The sequence below is a fragment of the Paracoccus sp. (in: a-proteobacteria) genome (assembly GCF_032007265.1).
Classification (GTDB): Bacteria; Pseudomonadota; Alphaproteobacteria; order Rhodobacterales; family Rhodobacteraceae; genus Paracoccus.
In genome coordinates, this window is sequence record NZ_DALZMB010000004.1 from 46,106 (window position 1) to 62,476 (window position 16,371).

At 60.6% G+C, this 16,371-nt stretch carries 17 protein-coding genes and 1 pseudogene; 6 read left to right on the forward strand and 12 right to left on the reverse strand.

Going from position 1 to position 16,371, the window contains the following annotated elements:
- The coding region (gene tig / locus RTS12_RS01980; RefSeq protein ID WP_312524960.1) for a trigger factor at positions 1-856 on the forward strand (856 nt) is incomplete at its 5' end.
- A gap of 100 nt (positions 857-956) precedes the next feature.
- Here the strand turns inward: tig and RTS12_RS01985 are convergent.
- From RTS12_RS01985 to rpsF, 5 genes are all read right to left on the reverse strand, one after another.
- Entirely contained in the window at positions 957-2,138 is a 1,182-nt protein-coding gene (locus RTS12_RS01985; RefSeq protein ID WP_312524962.1) for a YihY/virulence factor BrkB family protein, read from the reverse strand.
- An 11-nt stretch (positions 2,139-2,149) separates the two neighbouring features.
- Positions 2,150-2,941, reverse strand: a complete 792-nt coding sequence (locus tag RTS12_RS01990; protein ID WP_312524964.1) for a hypothetical protein — start codon at positions 2,939-2,941, stop codon at positions 2,150-2,152.
- Positions 2,942-3,092: 151 nt separating this feature from the next.
- On the reverse strand, positions 3,093-3,680 hold the full coding sequence (gene rplI / locus RTS12_RS01995; protein ID WP_312524966.1) for a 50S ribosomal protein L9: 588 nt from the start codon (positions 3,678-3,680) through the stop codon (positions 3,093-3,095).
- Positions 3,681-3,692: 12 nt separating this feature from the next.
- Positions 3,693-3,920, reverse strand: a complete 228-nt coding sequence (gene rpsR / locus RTS12_RS02000) for a 30S ribosomal protein S18 (protein ID WP_020949472.1) — start codon at positions 3,918-3,920, stop codon at positions 3,693-3,695.
- 21 nt (positions 3,921-3,941) lie between these two features.
- Positions 3,942-4,382, reverse strand: a complete 441-nt coding sequence (gene rpsF, locus RTS12_RS02005; RefSeq protein ID WP_312524978.1) for a 30S ribosomal protein S6 — start codon at positions 4,380-4,382, stop codon at positions 3,942-3,944.
- Between the two features lie 241 nt (positions 4,383-4,623).
- Between rpsF and RTS12_RS02010 the strand changes: the two genes are divergently transcribed.
- From RTS12_RS02010 to RTS12_RS02025, 4 genes and pseudogenes are all read left to right on the forward strand, one after another.
- Positions 4,624-5,220, forward strand: a complete 597-nt coding sequence (locus RTS12_RS02010; protein ID WP_312524979.1) for a YceI family protein — start codon at positions 4,624-4,626, stop codon at positions 5,218-5,220.
- A 120-nt stretch (positions 5,221-5,340) separates the two neighbouring features.
- A complete protein-coding gene (prfA, locus tag RTS12_RS02015; RefSeq protein WP_312524981.1) occupies positions 5,341-6,393 on the forward strand; it encodes a peptide chain release factor 1 in 1,053 nt (350 codons plus the stop codon).
- Entirely contained in the window at positions 6,393-7,217 is an 825-nt protein-coding gene (gene prmC, locus RTS12_RS02020; RefSeq protein ID WP_312524983.1) for a peptide chain release factor N(5)-glutamine methyltransferase, read from the forward strand. The genes prfA and prmC overlap by 1 nt, the downstream gene beginning before the upstream one ends.
- A 237-nt stretch (positions 7,218-7,454) precedes the next feature.
- Positions 7,455-7,637, forward strand: a pseudogene (locus tag RTS12_RS02025) (DUF4167 domain-containing protein); the annotation flags it as partial.
- Here RTS12_RS02025 and RTS12_RS02030 read toward each other — a convergent pair.
- The gene (locus RTS12_RS02030; protein WP_312525028.1) at positions 7,593-8,036 is read right to left on the reverse strand and encodes a hypothetical protein; all 444 of its coding nucleotides are present in this window, start codon (positions 8,034-8,036) and stop codon (positions 7,593-7,595) included. The pseudogene RTS12_RS02025 and the gene RTS12_RS02030 overlap by 45 nt on opposite strands.
- A gap of 3 nt (positions 8,037-8,039) precedes the next feature.
- On the opposite strand from RTS12_RS02030, the gene RTS12_RS02035 reads away from it, so the two are divergent.
- Positions 8,040-8,351 (forward strand): hypothetical protein, encoded by a 312-nt coding sequence (locus tag RTS12_RS02035; RefSeq protein ID WP_312525030.1) that lies wholly within the window; start codon positions 8,040-8,042, stop codon positions 8,349-8,351.
- 19 nt (positions 8,352-8,370) lie between these two features.
- On the opposite strand, the gene rsmA is transcribed toward RTS12_RS02035, so the two are convergent.
- The 6 genes from rsmA to lptF form a co-directional block, all read right to left on the reverse strand.
- Positions 8,371-9,219: a 16S rRNA (adenine(1518)-N(6)/adenine(1519)-N(6))-dimethyltransferase RsmA gene (rsmA, locus tag RTS12_RS02040; RefSeq protein WP_312524985.1), complete on the reverse strand. Its 849-nt coding sequence runs from the start codon at positions 9,217-9,219 to the stop codon at positions 8,371-8,373.
- Between the two features lie 73 nt (positions 9,220-9,292).
- On the reverse strand, positions 9,293-10,261 hold the full coding sequence (gene pdxA / locus RTS12_RS02045; RefSeq protein ID WP_312524987.1) for a 4-hydroxythreonine-4-phosphate dehydrogenase PdxA: 969 nt from the start codon (positions 10,259-10,261) through the stop codon (positions 9,293-9,295).
- A gap of 62 nt (positions 10,262-10,323) precedes the next feature.
- Positions 10,324-11,556: a peptidylprolyl isomerase gene (locus RTS12_RS02050; RefSeq protein WP_312524988.1), complete on the reverse strand. Its 1,233-nt coding sequence runs from the start codon at positions 11,554-11,556 to the stop codon at positions 10,324-10,326.
- Between the two features lie 58 nt (positions 11,557-11,614).
- Positions 11,615-14,002, reverse strand: coding sequence for an LPS assembly protein LptD (locus tag RTS12_RS02055; protein WP_312524990.1), 2,388 nt, complete (start codon positions 14,000-14,002; stop codon positions 11,615-11,617).
- Positions 14,002-15,123 (reverse strand): LPS export ABC transporter permease LptG, encoded by a 1,122-nt coding sequence (gene lptG, locus RTS12_RS02060; protein WP_312524992.1) that lies wholly within the window; start codon positions 15,121-15,123, stop codon positions 14,002-14,004. Before lptG ends, RTS12_RS02055 begins: the two co-directional genes overlap by 1 nt.
- A complete protein-coding gene (gene lptF, locus RTS12_RS02065; RefSeq protein ID WP_312524994.1) occupies positions 15,120-16,274 on the reverse strand; it encodes an LPS export ABC transporter permease LptF in 1,155 nt (384 codons plus the stop codon). The genes lptG and lptF overlap by 4 nt, the downstream gene beginning before the upstream one ends.
- Between the last annotated feature and the right edge of the window lie 97 nt (positions 16,275-16,371).

The following is a 16,371-nucleotide window of genomic DNA, read 5'->3' on the forward strand; positions in this document are numbered from 1 at the left end:
CACCAAGTCGCATGATGGCGACCAGGTTGTCATCGACTTCAAAGGCATGGTCGACGGCGAAGCTTTTGAAGGCGGCACCGCAGAAGATTACCCGCTGGTTCTGGGCTCGGGCTCGTTCATCCCGGGTTTTGAAGAGCAGCTGGTCGGCGTGAAAGCTGGCGATTCGGTCGAAGTCAAAGTGACCTTCCCGGCTGAATACGGCGCAGCACATCTGGCTGGCAAAGACGCGATCTTTGAAACCACCGTGAAATCGGTCAAAGCACCGAAAAAAGCGGAAATCGACGATGAGCTGGCCAAGAAATTCGGCGCAGAAGATCTCGACGCGCTGAAAAAGCAAATCGGTGAGCGTCTCGAAGCCGAATATCAGGGCGCTTCGCGTCAGGTTCTCAAGCGTGCGCTGCTGGACAAGCTGGACGGCCTGTACAACTTCGATCTGCCGGAAGCTCTGGTCGAAATCGAAGCTGGTCAGATCGCACATCAGCTGTACCACGAAGAGCACCCGGAAGATCACGGCCATAACCATGGCGAGATCGAACCGACCGACGAGCATAAGAAACTGGCAGAGCGCCGCGTCCGTCTGGGCCTCGTTCTTGCTGAAATCGGCCAGAAAGCCGAAGTGACCGTTTCGGATCAGGAAATGACCCAGGCCGTTCTGCGCCAGGCACGTCAGTTCCCGGGCCAGGAACGCGCGTTCTTCGAGTTCATCCAGTCGAACCCGCAAGCGCAGCAGCAGCTTCGCGCGCCGATTTTCGAAGACAAGGTCATTGACCACATCGTCGAAGGCGCGAAAGTCTCGGACAAAGAGATTTCGAAAGAAGAGCTGGAAAAAGCTGTCGAAGCACTGGACGAAATCTGATTTTCCCCAGAACTTTTCGGGAAAGGCCGTCCTTCGGGGCGGCCTTTTTCATTGGGTCGTATCATTGGATCGTGCTGGGGATCTGGACGGGATCAGGCGTTTAATTTCGGCGCTCGTAATCGATCTGGCGCGTGACCTCGGCATTCAGCTCGGCGCCAAGCATGATGATGATGGTGGCAATCCATAGCCACATCATCAACACGACCACCGCCCCCAACGAACCATAAGTCTGGTTGTAATGCGCCAGATGAGTGACGTACCAACTGAAGCCGACCGAGGCCAAAACCAAGGCAAAAGCGGCCAGAACTGCCCCCATCATGACGCGGTGATTGCTGTCGAAGCTGCGGTCCGGCGCCCATCGGTAAAGCGCTGCAATTGACAGCGTGAGGACGGCGAACATCGCCGGCCATCGTGCCAGCGCGAAAATCTGTTGAATATCCTGCGGCACCTTGAGCCAGTCCAACAGGGCGGGTACCACCGCAATTGCCGCCAACAGCGATAAGATCAAGACGATCGCGCCCGCGGTAAAGCACAGGCCAATCAGGTTCAGTTTCAGCGTGCCGCGGGTTTCGGTTTCGAACCATGCAAGGTTCAGTGATTCGATCAGCGCCTTCATGCCGCCGGTCGCCGAATAAATGGCCACGATCAGTGAGATGATACCCGTCGTGGTCAGCGCGGCAATCGGGGTGCTGGCAATATGCTGGATCTGGCCGCGAATGATATCGACGACCTCGGGCGGAAGAATGCGATTCAGCAGATCCAGATGTGCGGCGATGCTTTCGGGATCGCTGAACAACCCATAGACCGAAACCAGCGTCGTGATTGCCGGAAACAGCGCAAGCAACGCGAAGAATGTCACCCCGCCCGAGACTGACAACACCCGGTCGCGGCAAAATTCCTTGTAAACGCGGCCAAAAATTTGCGTCCAGGATCGTAAGCCAAGCCGTGGCTTTGCAGGACGGCTGACAGCAGTGGCGGCGGCGCCTGCATTGGGCCGTGACGACAGGGCCGAGGCTGGGATGTGAGCCAAGCCATGCGAGGTGGCCGGGCTCGGCGCTGAGGGGGCAAGGCCGCGCCTTTCGCGCCATCCTTCGGGAAGTTCGCCAAAAAGCGCCTGACGCAGCCCGACCTTGGGGCGTGTGGCCGTGGATGTGTCCCCCGCATCGCGGGTGGGCGTTGTCGGGGTCGCGGGCAAAGCGTCAGGTTTTGGGATGCCGGTCCCGGGTATCTCGGCTGTAGGCACATCAGGTCTTGGGGTGCCCGTTCGAAAGGCACCGCTCATCGGCGCGCCCCCTAAAGTCGGTGGTCGCGCCGATCCTTGAAATCCTGTCGAATCTCGTCGGCCTCGTCCTTGACTGCTTCCTTTGCCTGCTCGCTGCCTTTCGCCATCAGACCGCGCACGACTTTGGCGGCGGTCTCGAACTCTCCGACGATGCCAGCTGCCTGTGCTGCGACGGCGCGAAAGCCCGAGAATGCCGCACTGAGTGAGCCAATCGCTGAATCGGCCGAACCGCTTAGGCGGCGCGTGTTGCTTTCGACCTCGCTGATAAAGTTTTTGCGGGCCGGGCGCGCGCGACGACGGGCGCGTTTGACGGCCTCTTCGGCGGCTTCGGCGCGCTGGTGGGCGGCGGCAAGGGCATCTTCCAATTCGCGCTCACGGGTCCGGTTGCGCAGCTCTTGTCGCTCTTGGCCGTCCATCTCGGCAAAGCGTGGGGCAAGATGCGGCGCAGCTTGATGCGAGGGCTTGCGGCGCTTTGGTGGTTGTGGCGCGGGATGGGGGGCAGGTGGGTGGTCATCATTTTGCACCATCTCGATCACGCGGCGCGCCGCGAGGACCGAGGCGGCCGTCACCGCCGCCGTTGCCAGCGCCATGCCGCCCCAGACAAGAATCCGAGAGCTTTGCGACGGCTGGGGCCAGATGTGCTTGCCATCGGGCGAGACATCGCCATGGGGCGGAATGTGGCGGGCTTCATAGGGCGATCCATGTGGGCGGTGCCCCTCTGGCGGATGGCGCGGACCAAAGCGGGTTTCACTGGTCACGTCAGCATCAGTCAGCAGCGGCTCGATATCTCCACGATTCACCATTGGGTGCACCTCTTGCGATCTTGGCTTTGCGCATTCAACCCCCAGAATGGGCGAATGTTCCAGCCTTGGGCCAAATGAAACATGGCTTTGCGCAAAAAGAAACGCGCCGACAAAGCGGCGCGTTTCATTATTCCATCTGGATCGAAAACGATCAGGCGTCGCCCATACCGTCTTCGTCACGGCTTGCGCCGCCGATGTCGTCGAACAGTTCAGCGATTTCGAAATCGGCTTCGGCATCAGCTTCAGCAGCGAGTTCGCGGATCGACTTGCCCGAAGCCTGCAGTTCGGCCTCTTCGGGCGAACGTGCAACGTTCAGGTGGATGGTCGCATCGACTTCCGGGTGCAGGTGCACGCGGACGTCATGCAGGCCCAGATCCTTGATCGGTGCGGTCAGGACAACCTGACGACGCTCGATCGAGAAGCCTTCGGCATTCGCAGCATCAGCGGCGTCACGCGGGGTGACCGAACCGTACAGCGCACCGGCATCGGATGCCGAGCGGATGATGATGAACTGCTGACCGTCGAGTTTCTCGGCGACCTTTTGTGCTTCTGCACGGGTCTCGTCGTTCTGAACAGCGAGATCGGCTTTTTTGGCTTCGAAAGCTTTGATGTTAGCTTCCGAGGCGCGCAGCGCTTTGCCTTGGGGCAGAAGGTAGTTGCGGGCATAGCCCTCTTTGACCTTCACGACTTCGCCCAGCTGGCCAAGTTTCGCAACGCGCTCGAGCAGGATGACTTGCATGGATGTCTCTCCTTACTTCACAGCGTAGGGGAGCAGAGCGAGGAAGCGGGCGCGCTTGATCGCACGAGCCAGTTCACGCTGCTTCTTTGCCGAAACGGCGGTGATGCGCGACGGAACGATTTTGCCGCGCTCGGAGATGTAGCGCTGAAGAAGGCGCGTATCTTTGTAATCGATGGCCGGAGCATTCTCGCCCGAGAACGGGCAGACTTTGCGGCGGCGGAAGAACGGTTTGTTCGCCATATCTTAGGTTCCTTTCCCGTCTCAGTTCCGGTCGTCGCGTTCGCGGCGCTCGCCACGATCACCACGGTCTTCGCGACGCTCGCCACGATCACCACCACGGCGCTCACCGCGCTCACCACGATCGCCGCGGTCACGCTCGTCGCGCTTTTGCATCTGGACGGACGGGCCTTCCTGATGTGCGTCGACTTTGATGGTCAGAACGCGCATGACGTCGTCATGCAAACGGGCCAGACGCTCCATTTCCTGCACGGCGGCCGAAGGCGCATCCGAACGCAGGAAGGCGTAGTGGCCTTTGCGGTTCTTGTTGATCTTATAGGCCAGAGCGCGGACGCCCCAGTATTCCGATTCGACCACCTTGCCACCGTTGTCGGCAAGCACGGTCGAGAAATGTTCGATCAGCCCTTCGGCCTGTGTGTTGGACAGGTCCTGGCGGGCGATCAGCACATGCTCATATAGCGGCATGTCATACCCTTTTCGTTTCAGGTGGGCTTCACCAGCGGGATAACCTTCCGCGCCCCGCTACGAGAGGCTTCACCGGTTTCGCAATTGCGGAAGGATGGGGCTTTATAGCGGCAAAGGTCGCGAAGACAAGGTTTATCTGCCGATCACGGCAAGTTTAGGCCGGTTTGATTGGCTGTGGTTAATAATCGACATAGATCACCGCGATGATGTTCGTCACAACATTCAAAAAAAGAGAACCACGATGAAATCCACCCTGATTGCCCTGACCACTGCAGCTGGCCTGCTGGCTATGCCTGCTTTCGCCGAAGATGTGGCCCCTGCTGCAGGGACCTATAACTTCGACCCCGATCACAGCGCTGCTGTGTTTCACTATAAGCACATGGGTTTCTCGACCAGCACCGGTATTGCACGTGGCATCACGGGTACGATCGTTCTTGATCCGGCCGAGCCCGCGAAATCCACCGTCGAAGCCAGCTTTCCGATCAGCAATATCCTGACCGTTTCGGCGCAGCTGGACGAGCATATGCGTGGCAAAGACCTGTTCAACTCGCCCGATGGCAGCCAGATGGTCACGTTCAAATCCACCAAAGTCGAGGTGGATGACGAAGACGAAGCCAAAATCACGGGCGATCTGACGCTGAACGGCGTCACCAAAGAGGTCGTTCTTGACGTTGACCTGACCAAAGCCGGCACCAACCCGATGTCTGGCAAGCCCGCCGTGGGCTTTGACGCTGAAACCAAGATCAAACGTTCGGATTTCAACCTTGGCATCTTTGCTCCTGCGGTTGATGACGAGGTGAAAATCGACATTTCGGTCGAGGCGGCGAAAGCCGACTGATCCCCAAGATCGCGGATTTGACGACCAAGGGGGCCTTCTGGCCCCCTTTTGCATGGCCACGATAGCGGCCACAGCGCGAAGCCGCTTGCCGCAAGCGCGATGGAGCGGTAATTCGGTGCCATGCTCCCAGACGATAAACTCATCCAGATTGTGCAGCGCTTCGATTACCTTGAGGCGCAGTTGAACGCAGGCCCGGCGGCTGACCAGATCGCCACGATCAGTCGCGAATATTCCGAGCTGAGGCCCGTCGTCGAACAGATCGCCCAGTGGCGTGCCGCCCGTGACGGCATGGCCGAAGCCCAGGCCATGCTTTCGGACCCCGAAATGCGCGCCTTGGCCGAGGATGAGTTGCAACGCTTGCGCGCAGAGCTGCCCGAGCTGGAACAAGCGCTGCGTCTGGCCCTTTTGCCGCGCGACGCTGCAGATGCTCGCCCTGCCATGATCGAGATACGCCCCGGCACAGGTGGCGATGAGGCCGCGCTTTTCGCAGGCGATCTGCTGAATATGTATCGCCGCTACGCCGAATCGCAGGGCTGGACCTTTCAGATGATGGAGTTGAGCGAATCCGAGCTGGGCGGCGTGAAAGAGGCCATCGCTCGGGTCGAGGGCGAGGGCGTTTTTGCGCGCCTCAAATACGAATCGGGCGTTCACCGCGTCCAGCGCGTTCCCGAAACTGAATCGGGCGGGCGCATTCATACATCAGCGGCGACCGTGGCTGTGCTGCCCGAGGCCGCCGAGGTCGATATCGACATTCCCGCCAATGACATCCGCATCGATACGATGCGCGCCAGTGGCGCGGGCGGCCAGCACGTCAACACAACCGATTCGGCCGTGCGCATCACCCATTTGCCAAGCGGCATCGTTGTGACCTCATCGGAAAAATCCCAGCACCAGAACCGTGCCAATGCGATGGCGGTTTTGCGGGCGCGCCTTTACGATCTTGAACGTTCGCGCGTTGACGCCGAACGTGCCGCCGACCGCAAAAGCCAGGTGGGTTCGGGCGATCGCAGCGAGCGCATCCGCACCTACAACTTTCCCCAGGGTCGGATGACGGATCATCGCATCAACCTGACGCTTTATTCGTTGGATCGTATCATGCAGGGCGATTTGAACGAGGTGCTGGATGCGCTGATCGCCCATGATCAGGCCGCCCGCCTGGCCGAGGCCGAGTGATGGGCATGGCCTCGGTCTTGGCCCAAGGCGTGGCGCAACTGGTCGCGGCAGGTGTGCCCGGCGCTGATCGCGATGCCCAGATCTTGCTGTTGCATGTTCTGGGCCTGCCGCGCCACCGCCTGTCAGATGCATTGTCGCAAGACATTGATAAGGACGCCGCCACACGGTTTTTGGGTGCCATTGCTGCGCGTGCGGCCCGTCAGCCGGTCAGCCAGATCATCGGGCGTCGTGCCTTTTGGTCGCATGAATTTGAGGTGACACAAGCCACCCTTGATCCACGACCTGAAACCGAACTGCTGGTCGAGGTCGGGTTAGAGGCGCCGTTTTCCAGCGTGCTGGATCTGGGAACCGGGACAGGCGCCATTCTCATTTCGCTGCTGTCTGAGCGTGGCACCGCACGCGGCTTGGGCGTCGATCTGTCGGAAGATGCCCTGAAAGTGGCGGCACGCAATGCTGCCCGCATCGGGGTTAAAGCTGAATTCAGGCAATCGGATTGGTTTTCCGCCGTCAGCGGTCAGTTCGATCTGATCGTCTCAAATCCGCCTTATATCGCGCTGAGCGAAATGGCGGGCCTCTCTCCCGAGGTGCGCAATTGGGAGCCGCGCTTGGCACTGACGGATGAAGGTGACGGGCTTGGTGCCTATCGCATCATCGCCGCGCAGGCGGCGTCCTATCTGACACCCCTGGGGCGCTTGGCCGTGGAAATCGGGCATGAGCAAGGGGCGGCGGTTTCACAACTTATGCGCGATCATGGTTTTGGCCGGGTCGAGATCCGTCAGGACCTTTCGGCAAAAGATCGCGTCATTGTGGCGCAGATTGGCTGAAGTTCACCGGCGTTTTACGCAATTCGGGACATTAAGCGGAAGTTTATACTTGTCAGCCCTCACGTGACATGCTTATTCAGAGGGGTGACGGGGGCAGTTTGCCAACGCACGGGTCAGCCATATCAGCTTCGTTATTTAAGCTTTTGAGCATTGCCGGTCTCTGTATTCCGAGATGGGTAAACTCAAGCAGGCCCTAACCTCAGCCGGTGCAATGCCCGGGCAACCTGACAAAAACTGATGAGATCATCGAAATCCCGTTCGCGAAACAAGTCGAACCGCCAACGTACGTTGGGCAATGTCGTTAACCGCGTCTTTGATTCCTCGGGTCCCGAGGGCAAAGTCCGTGGGACCCCGCAGCAAATCATCGAAAAGTATCTAGCCCTGGCCCGCGACGCTCAATTGTCGAACGATCGGGTCGCCGAGCAGAGCTTTTTTCAACATGCAGAGCACTACACCCGTCTTTTGGGTGAGGCGCAGCGCGAACAAGCCGAGCGGCAGCAGCAGTTCAGTTCTCAGCGCGAGGATGAGGGTCGTGACGACCAGCAGGATCGCAACGGGAATGGTGGCTATGGCAACGGGAACTCCAACCGTGACCATCACCGGGATGCTGCGTCGGGCAATGGCCAGCATTCCCGCGACGACCAGCCGCGTGAGCCGCAATCGCGCGAGCATCAGCCGCGTGAGCAGCAGCCGCGTGAGCAGCAGCCGCGTGAGCAGCAGCCTCGCGAATCGCGCGAATATCAGCCGCGTGAGCCTCGTGAGCCGCGTCGTGAACGTCGCGCAGAAGTCGAGGTCGCAGAGGTTGCTACCGGCGATCAACAGTTGCCTCTAGGCGATCTGCCGGTCGCTGCACCTCGCGAGGATGTCGCTTTGCCACCCGCAATCGCGGCGGAAAGCGATTACAGCCCGGTCGAAACCCCGGAAGCTGCAACCGAGGAAGCTGGCGAAGCGCGTCCCGCTCCGCGTCGTCGCGCCCCGCGCAACGCCGCCGCTGCAGCGACTTCGGCTGCACCCGCTGCGGCTCGTGCAGCTGCTGCTCCGCGGACCACTGCGCCGCGCAGCCGGAAAAAGCCCGAAGCGGCAAATCCTGACGCATCTGCGCGTGAGGATGCAGATGAAGGCAGCGCGTCCTAAGACGCGCTGCGCCTATGGCCTAGCGCGGCGCTGCGGCGACCGCGCGGGCCAGCGCGCAAAACTGCTCTAGCCCGATTTCCTCGGCCCGAGCCGTCGGCGCGATCCCCACTTCCTCCAGCAGCTCCTCCATGCGCGGATGCAGTCCCCGCAACGACGCACGCAGCATTTTGCGGCGTTGGTTGAATCCGGCTGCCACCAGCTGATTAAGCAATTTGGCATCGGCAGGAAAACGCGGCTCGGGCAATGCCGTCAGATGAACAACAGCGGAATGGATCTTGGGCGCGGGAACGAAAGCCTCGGGCGGCAGGGTCATGACAATGCGGGCATCCGTGCGCCACTGCGCAAGCAGAGCCAGCCTGCCGTAAGCCTTGCTCCCGGGCTTGGCGACGATCCGCTCAGCCACCTCTTTTTGGAACATCAACGTCAAGGACTGCCAAAAAGGCGGCCATTCCTTGGGTGTAAGCCAGCGCACCAGCAGTTCCGTACCAACATTATAAGGCAGGTTCGCGACAATCCGGATAGGTGGGCGGACATGGGCAAGGGGGTCTATCTCAAGCGCGTCGCCCAAAATCACATCCAGCTTACCCGGGTAGGCCTCGGAGATCTCTGCCAAGGCGGGCAGGGTCCGGGGATCTTTTTCAATCGCCAGAACGTGGCGTGCGCCCTCGGCCAGCAGACCGCGCGTCAGGCCGCCGGGCCCCGGCCCAACCTCGATGATATCGGAATTCGTAAGATCGCCCGCTGCACGGGCAATCTTGGCCGTCAAGTTCAGGTCCAGAAGGAAGTTCTGGCCCAATTGCTTTTTGGCGCGCAAATCGTGACGGGTGATGACGTCACGAAGGGGAGGGAGGCCGTCAATGGTGCTCATCGGAAAAAAAACCGGGGGCTTTGCGCCCCCGGACCCCTGCAGGATATTTGGACATGGAAGATAGCGTTTATGGTCATCTTTGCGCTGCCATGGACTGTGCCATTTTCAGTGCAGCGATCACGCTGGAAGGATCGGCGACGCCCTGGCCAGCGATATCAAAGGCTGTGCCGTGATCTGGCGAGGTGCGGATGAAGGGCAAACCAAGAGTGACGTTAACGCCACCGGCAAAATCAAGCGTCTTGATCGGGATCAGAGCTTGATCGTGATAGGCACAAATTGCCGCGTCGTATTTCGCGCGCGCGCTGGGGTGAAACATGGTATCGGCCGGGTGCGGTCCGCTGAGTTGAAAAGCATCGCAGCTCATGTCACGGATAAGTTGGCGCATCCAGTCACCCTCTTGACGCCCCATGACCCCATTCTCTCCGGCGTGCGGGTTCAGACCTGCGATGGCAATACGTGGGCGCGCAATCGCAAAGTCGCGGCGAAGTGCTGCCGCCGTTACTTTAATCACGCGGCTTAGCAGATCTGGCGTGAAGGCCGCCGGGACATCTTCAAGTGCGATATGGATCGTGGCGGGGACCACGCGGCAAGGCGGGGTCACGCTCGTCGATGCGAGCATCATCACCACATCCTCTGTGCCGGCTAGATGGGCAAGAAATTCGGTATGACCAGGAAAGGCAAAACCCGCGCCGCTTTTAAGAGCCTCTTTGTTGATCGGCAAAGTACAGATCGCGCTGGCTTGGCCTAATTGGACCAATTCGACGGCCCGCGCGATGACATCAATCACTGCCTGAGAATTGTCTGGGTTCGGATGGCCGTGGGTATTTGGTGCGGGAAATTCGTGGCGCAAAACTGCAAGCTTGCCTGCGGCCACAGCATCAGAGGGAAGATTCACTTCCTGCCAGTCCGTTCCAACCGGCAGGTGCGACGGGTCGCCCAGATATACGAAAGGCACGCCACATCCAGCTGCCTTGGCTGCAAGTTCCGGTCCGATCCCAGCGGGTTCACCGCAGGTCAGAAGGATGGGCAGATTAGGCGACATGGCTATCTCTCATGTATAAATATCCAAAATCGCAGCGGACCAACCCGCAAACGCCATCTAGATCAGGGGCGACGCACCACAGCGTCAGCACGCAGCTCGGCCAAATATGCATCCGCCGCGGCAGAGATCTTGCGGTTGAAAACAATATCGCGAACCTCGCCACGTGCGGGTGCGGCATCACTGGTTTCAGCACCTTCGGGCGCGTCAGGCGAGGATGGTGCAACCGGCACAGCAGGCTGGTCGTCCATCTCGGCCAAAAGCGCGGGGGCGCGTTTGCACAGCATGATCACGTCGCCGCCATATGCGGTCGCTTCGTTGTCATCAAGTCCGGCCAAAACCAAAGCGGCATCCGCTGGGATGGATCCGACTGGACCCTTCTGCGCAATCAGGCGATCTGCCGGAAGGCCATTCGCGGCTTGATAAACATCGCTGCAATCGCGGGCTTCTTGGGCAATGCGGCTTGCTTCTGTGGGGTTGCCAAGGCGCAGGCGCAGGTAGTCCAGCACCTGATCCTGCGCGCCTGCGCGGACGGTTCCACGGGTGTCGCGCAGGTAGAAAAGGACGATCGCACCGGGCACCGACAGCGGCTGACTGACTTGACCCGGCTGCATGGACAAAAGGATCGGGCGCAGCGACGGCGGTAGGTTTGACAGCGATGTCCAAGGCAGGCGCCCGCCTTGTTCTGCCGATCTTGTGGCGGAATACTGCCTTGCGGCGGCGGCAAAATCGCTTTCCGAGCTGATGCTGGCAGCCAGACGCGAGATATCATCATGGGCGCGCTGTTCCTGGCCTTCGGCGACAGGGATGATCATCTCGGAGACCAGCACATCCGTCACTTTTGGCGTCGTCACGATCTTCTTAAACTCTTGATCGATCTCCGCATCCGAGACGCGGATTTGCGGCACGATACGCTGGCGCACAACATCACGCCATGCCACGCCCGAGACGATGAAGTCGCGGAAAATGGCCGGATCTATGCCGCTTTGCGTTAAAAGCCGATTGAACTGCTCTAACGTCAGGTTGCCGCGTCCCGCAAATTCGCTTAGCGCGGCCTCGATGGCTGCATCCGTGGGTTTGATGCCCAGCTGCTTGGCGGCGATCATGCGCAGCCGATCCTCGACCACGGCCTTTTCAGCAGCGGCGCGCCCGGTTTCCGGGGCATGCACCAGCTCCATGAAGCGCGCACGCTGATCGATGTCGAATTGGGTGACGACCGATTCGTTGATGTAGAGCACGGGCCTAAAGGGGTTGGACTGGGCCAGAACTGGACCAGAGCCGGCCAGCAGAGCGGCCATTGCAACACCTAGAATTACTCGCCGCATCGCGTCCCTCGCAGCATGGTTTGGCCAGACATTAGCGCAGGCAAGCGCGACGCGCCACCGTTCCCGGCGTATCTTTCTGCTTGCCAAAGCCCCCTAGGCGGATTCCCAGATCAAAAGTCGTTTCGGGTTTGACATCGACCGACGAGGTAAAGCGTCGCTCGAGCCCAACCTCCATCGTGACGCATTCATTGCGATAGACCAGACCAACCGCCGCCTTTTGCGCCCGGTCAGCCGTGAAATCATAACGGGTCTCGGTCGTGCCCCACCAACCATCGGTGATTTGCCATCCCGCCTGGGTGGTCAGCTCCGAGACATCGCGGTCGCGCCCCTCAAGATCATCGGCATCCATCCACAGATGCCCCGCCGACAGCTGCAGCCCGGGCTTAAGCCAGCCAATGCGTAGCTCATTGCGACTGATTGAAAAAGAATCGTCGAACAGGGACCGGTTGGCGATCGCCAGTCCGTCATTGTCGCTGTAATGCGCCGCAATCAGCCAGTCGGAGTTCTTGCCGCCAAGCGGGCCTGTGCGGTCAAATGCCGGATCAATGCCCGAGCGCAGCACCCGTCCGCCCGTCAGCGCCAGCGTCCAGCCTGCCGGGTCGATACGGGTCCAGGTCATGCCCAGATTGGCGCGCAGCCCGCTTTCACGCTCGTCCCAGCCCGCGAAACGATCCAGTGAGAACAGGTTGCCCTCGTCGAATTCAAGGATCTGGCTATCCTCATTGGGGACATCGTCGCTCCAGTTGTGTTTGGGCGACCAGACCAGCTGCAAGACGGGTTCAAGAATATGGGTCACGGCGCCCGCGGCGCGGATCAGCGGCCAGCGCAACTCGGCTGCAAGCACCGGATCGATGCGCGCAAACCAATCATCAAAGCTGCTGTCTTGCGCGATGCGATAGATATCGGCATCGATCTCGGTTTGCAGTGCGCCCACCAGGCCAAAGGGCAAAACCTCGCTTCTGCGCCAGTCAAAGCTGACCGATCCGCGTGCCATATCCCGGCCACGAATATCAACATCCGAGGTTCTGCGATGGGCGTGCAATGTCCATTCGAGACCGGCCTCGCCGCCAATCATACCGCCAGGGCGCCAGCGACGCATCCAGATCGCATCAGCGACCTGAGCAGGCGGATCCAACTCGTCCGAGCGCAGCGATTCGTAATTGCCGACCCGGACATAAACCAAGCGGTCACGCAAAATCCGGTCCAGCGTCACGCCGCTCCAAAGGCGGTCGGCATCGGTGATGTCATAATCCAGCAGATAGGCCCGGTCCGTCGCGGTCTGGATCTGCATGCCAAGGCGATAACCCCGGGGCAGCTGGAAGCGGGCGGCACCGAACAGATAGCCTCGCGTCTGACCCGGCTCGATATCATCGCGCGTCACCGCGCCGTTCAGCTCAATGGCGCCATTCGATAGCGCGCGGCGATAGCGCAGCTCTAGGGTCGAGGTGCGGCTGGCTGAAAGGTAGGGCGTCACCGTCAAATCGGCGCTGTCGCCAAGCGTGATGAAATAGGGAAACTTCATCCCAAAGCCCAACCGCGAGGTCGTGCGAACCATGGGCCGCAAAAAGCCGGTCATGCGTTCGACCGTCGGATCTGGTGCGGTGAGTGACGGCAGGGCGCCAACGGGCATGCCAAAGGCGCGAAATTGCGGATGTTCAAAGTGCAACGTGCGCTTTTCAGCATCATGGGTGATCTGGCGCGCCCGGATTTCCCATAAAGGCACCGGGTTGGAGGCACAGATCTGACAGCTTGAGGCCACGACCTGATCCAATGTGGTGAACCGTCCGCTGTCGCTGCGGCGGATCTGTTTGGCGGCCATTTGCAGCTCTCGAGCCAGCACCAGCCGCGCCCCGCGCAAGATGCCGTCTTGCATATTTGGGTCCAGTTCGGCCGCATCGGCGATCAGGATGGTCTCACCCTCGGTGCCCACACGGGCGGGCTCGGTCAGGTGGATCGGCCCCGAGATCGTCATCGCGCCGGTGTCGCCGTCGTAATGGACTTGCGAGGCCACCAGCCTTGCCCCTTTGTACCAGACAACGACCCCGCCCGAGGCGGTCACACTGCGCTTATCGCTCAGCGACAGATTATCGGCCAGAATCGTTGCGGCGGCGCCCTCACCCGGCGCGGGGCGCGAGATTTTGACATCGCGCGCTATTGGTCGCGCGGTCGGGGGCAGGGCAGAGGCATCGGTGCCGTCCCCAACCCGCCGATCGGTCGAGGGGGTTTCGGTCGGGGCCAGGGCCGGGCCAATTCTTGAGCCGAATTCCACATGTGGCGGCGCGATATAGGGGATGGTGCTGTCTTGCGCCGTGCCAATGGCAGGCCATACCGCCAAAGGCAGCATCGCGGTCATCACCACGGCAGCTTTGCCGATTGCCGATCTTTGGGGCCGGGATTTGCCCTTTTTTGACGCCGACATCAGCCGTCCTCCAGTTGCAATAGCGCTCCAAGCGCCAGGAACAAGGCGGCCAACGGCGGGGCCCAGCCCGCCAGAATTGGCGGAATCGCCCCGCTGTCGCCCAGCACTTGCGCCAGATTTCCCAAGAAGAACAGACCCACGCCACAAGCAAAAGCGCCAAGAATAAGCAGGCCCATTTTCCTTCCGCGCATGTGGCGCATTGTGAACACTGCCGCGATCGCGACCATGGCCGCCATCATCAGCGGTCGCGCGAGTTCAACCTGAAACCAAACGCGGTGTCTTTGGGCGGAAAAGCCCGCACGTTCCAGACCCGCGATAAAGGTCGGCAGCTGCCAAAACGGCACGGCATCAGGTCTGCCAAAGCTGTCCCGGATACGGTCGGCCGTCAGATCGGTGGGGATTTCAAATCGATCCAGGCTGCGCGCCTGGGTTTCGGGGTTGTCGGCGGTCAGGGGCCAGCTTTTGGCATTGCTTAACTGCCAGGCCCCTTTGGTCAAGGTCGCCTGTGCCGCGTCGATGCGCCCAGTCGGGCCTTGTTCGGGGGTGAACAGCATGAAGGTGGCGTTATAAAGCGTGGTGGCATCGGGGCTTGCGCGTTGGGCGCGAATAACCACCTGCCCCAATTCGGACGTGCCGTCGGGCAGGGGGACAATCAGCCCCTGTCTTAGCCAGACGGCTGTGTCGCCCAGGCTGATCGCCTCGCCGCCATGGGATTGGATGGCAGAGACGCGCTGATCATATTGCTTGCCCGTCGCCGCCACCAACGGGTTCAAAAGCGCAACCGCCAACATGCCGATCACCCCCGCCGTCAGTGCAGGGGCCGCCAGCACCCGAATGCCCGATCGTCCCGAAGCGCGGATCGCCACAAGCTCTGAACTGCGCGAAAGGTTCAAAAACAGCGCAATCCCGGCCAGCGTCGTGACCAGAGGCAGGATCGAATAGAAGCTGCCGGTGATGTTCAGCGCGGCCAGCTCGGCCGATCCGGCCAGACCAAGGCCGTCATCGGCAAAGCGGCGGACCTGCTCGATCATCTCGATCAAAAAGAGGATCGCCAGGAAAATGACGGCAATCAGCAAGAACAACCGGGTAAAGCGGCGCGCGACATAGCTGGACAAGATCATGACGCGGCTCCTTTCGGGGCAGAGCGGTCAGTGCCGCCGCCGCCTTTCAACCTTCGGGGCCGCGAGGCCTGCCACAGCGCCAGCAGGCAGATTGCCGCGCCGATTGCGGCTGGCAAGAATGCCAGCGGCCAGCGCGAGGAATCGCGTGCGACCTGATCGGTCACCGCCGTATCCAGAAACTGCACAAGGATCAGCGCAACCGTCGACCAGATCAGCTGCTTCCAGACGCCAAAGCGGCTATAGCTGCCCAGCAGCAGCATGGAAAAGCCCAGCATTGCCGCAACTGGCACCAGTAAAGGCTTGGCCAGCCGCTCGAATCCTTCGCTTCGCGCCTTGTCGGCGGTGGCACCCGTCGCCGCAAGCATGTCCGGCGTGGGCCACAGCAGATCGGGTGTGAAATAGGCGCGAAGATCGCGTTTGCGCTCTTTGTTGGGGGCCAGGACCGCGCCCAGATCATAGGTCAAATCGGAAAAGCGCGTGATCGACAGGCGTTGCTGGCCGTGGTCACGCTCAAGCGTCTGAACCGAGCCGTTCATCATCACCAGCTTGGGTCCTGTGGCGGCGCGTACCAGCAGAGCCTGCGAGGCGGAATAGGTTTTCTGGCTGTCGGGATTGCGGGAATCCTCGAAAAACAGATCCTTCATCCGCCCGTCCGAGGCGATGTCGCGGATATAAAGGGTCAGTCCATCGGCGGGAAACTGAAACGAGCCGGGGCGCAGGAACTGTGCGGTAACATTTTCGGCAAGCTCGGACTGGCGATCGGCCATGCGCGCGCGCGCAGTGGGCACCAGCCCATGGACCAGCGCCGCCGACATCAGCGCGACGATCAAGCCAAACAGCAAAACCGGGCGCGCAAGCCGCATCGGCGACATGCCCGCAGCCTGCATCGCCACCAGTTCCGATTCCGAGGATAACCGGTTGGTGCCATAGGCTGAGGCGGCAAATGCCGCGATCGGCAGCACCACCGAGATCACTAACGGTAAAGTGAGCGCGGTGAATTCCAGCACCACAATCGCCGTCTGACCGTCCGAAATCAGCTGCTCGAACAGCGAGACGGCCCGGTTGATCCAATAGACTGAGACAAGCACAAGCGCGAAGAACCCGAACAATGTCAGGAGCTGCGACAAGATATATCGATCAATGCGCGCCATGTTTCCCTGCCAGTCGTTCAGGCCTGATTACCGCTTCATTTCCTTTTGGGAAAGGCCCGGCTCTGGTCAAGCCTGCGTGTCAGGACTAGGTTTCACG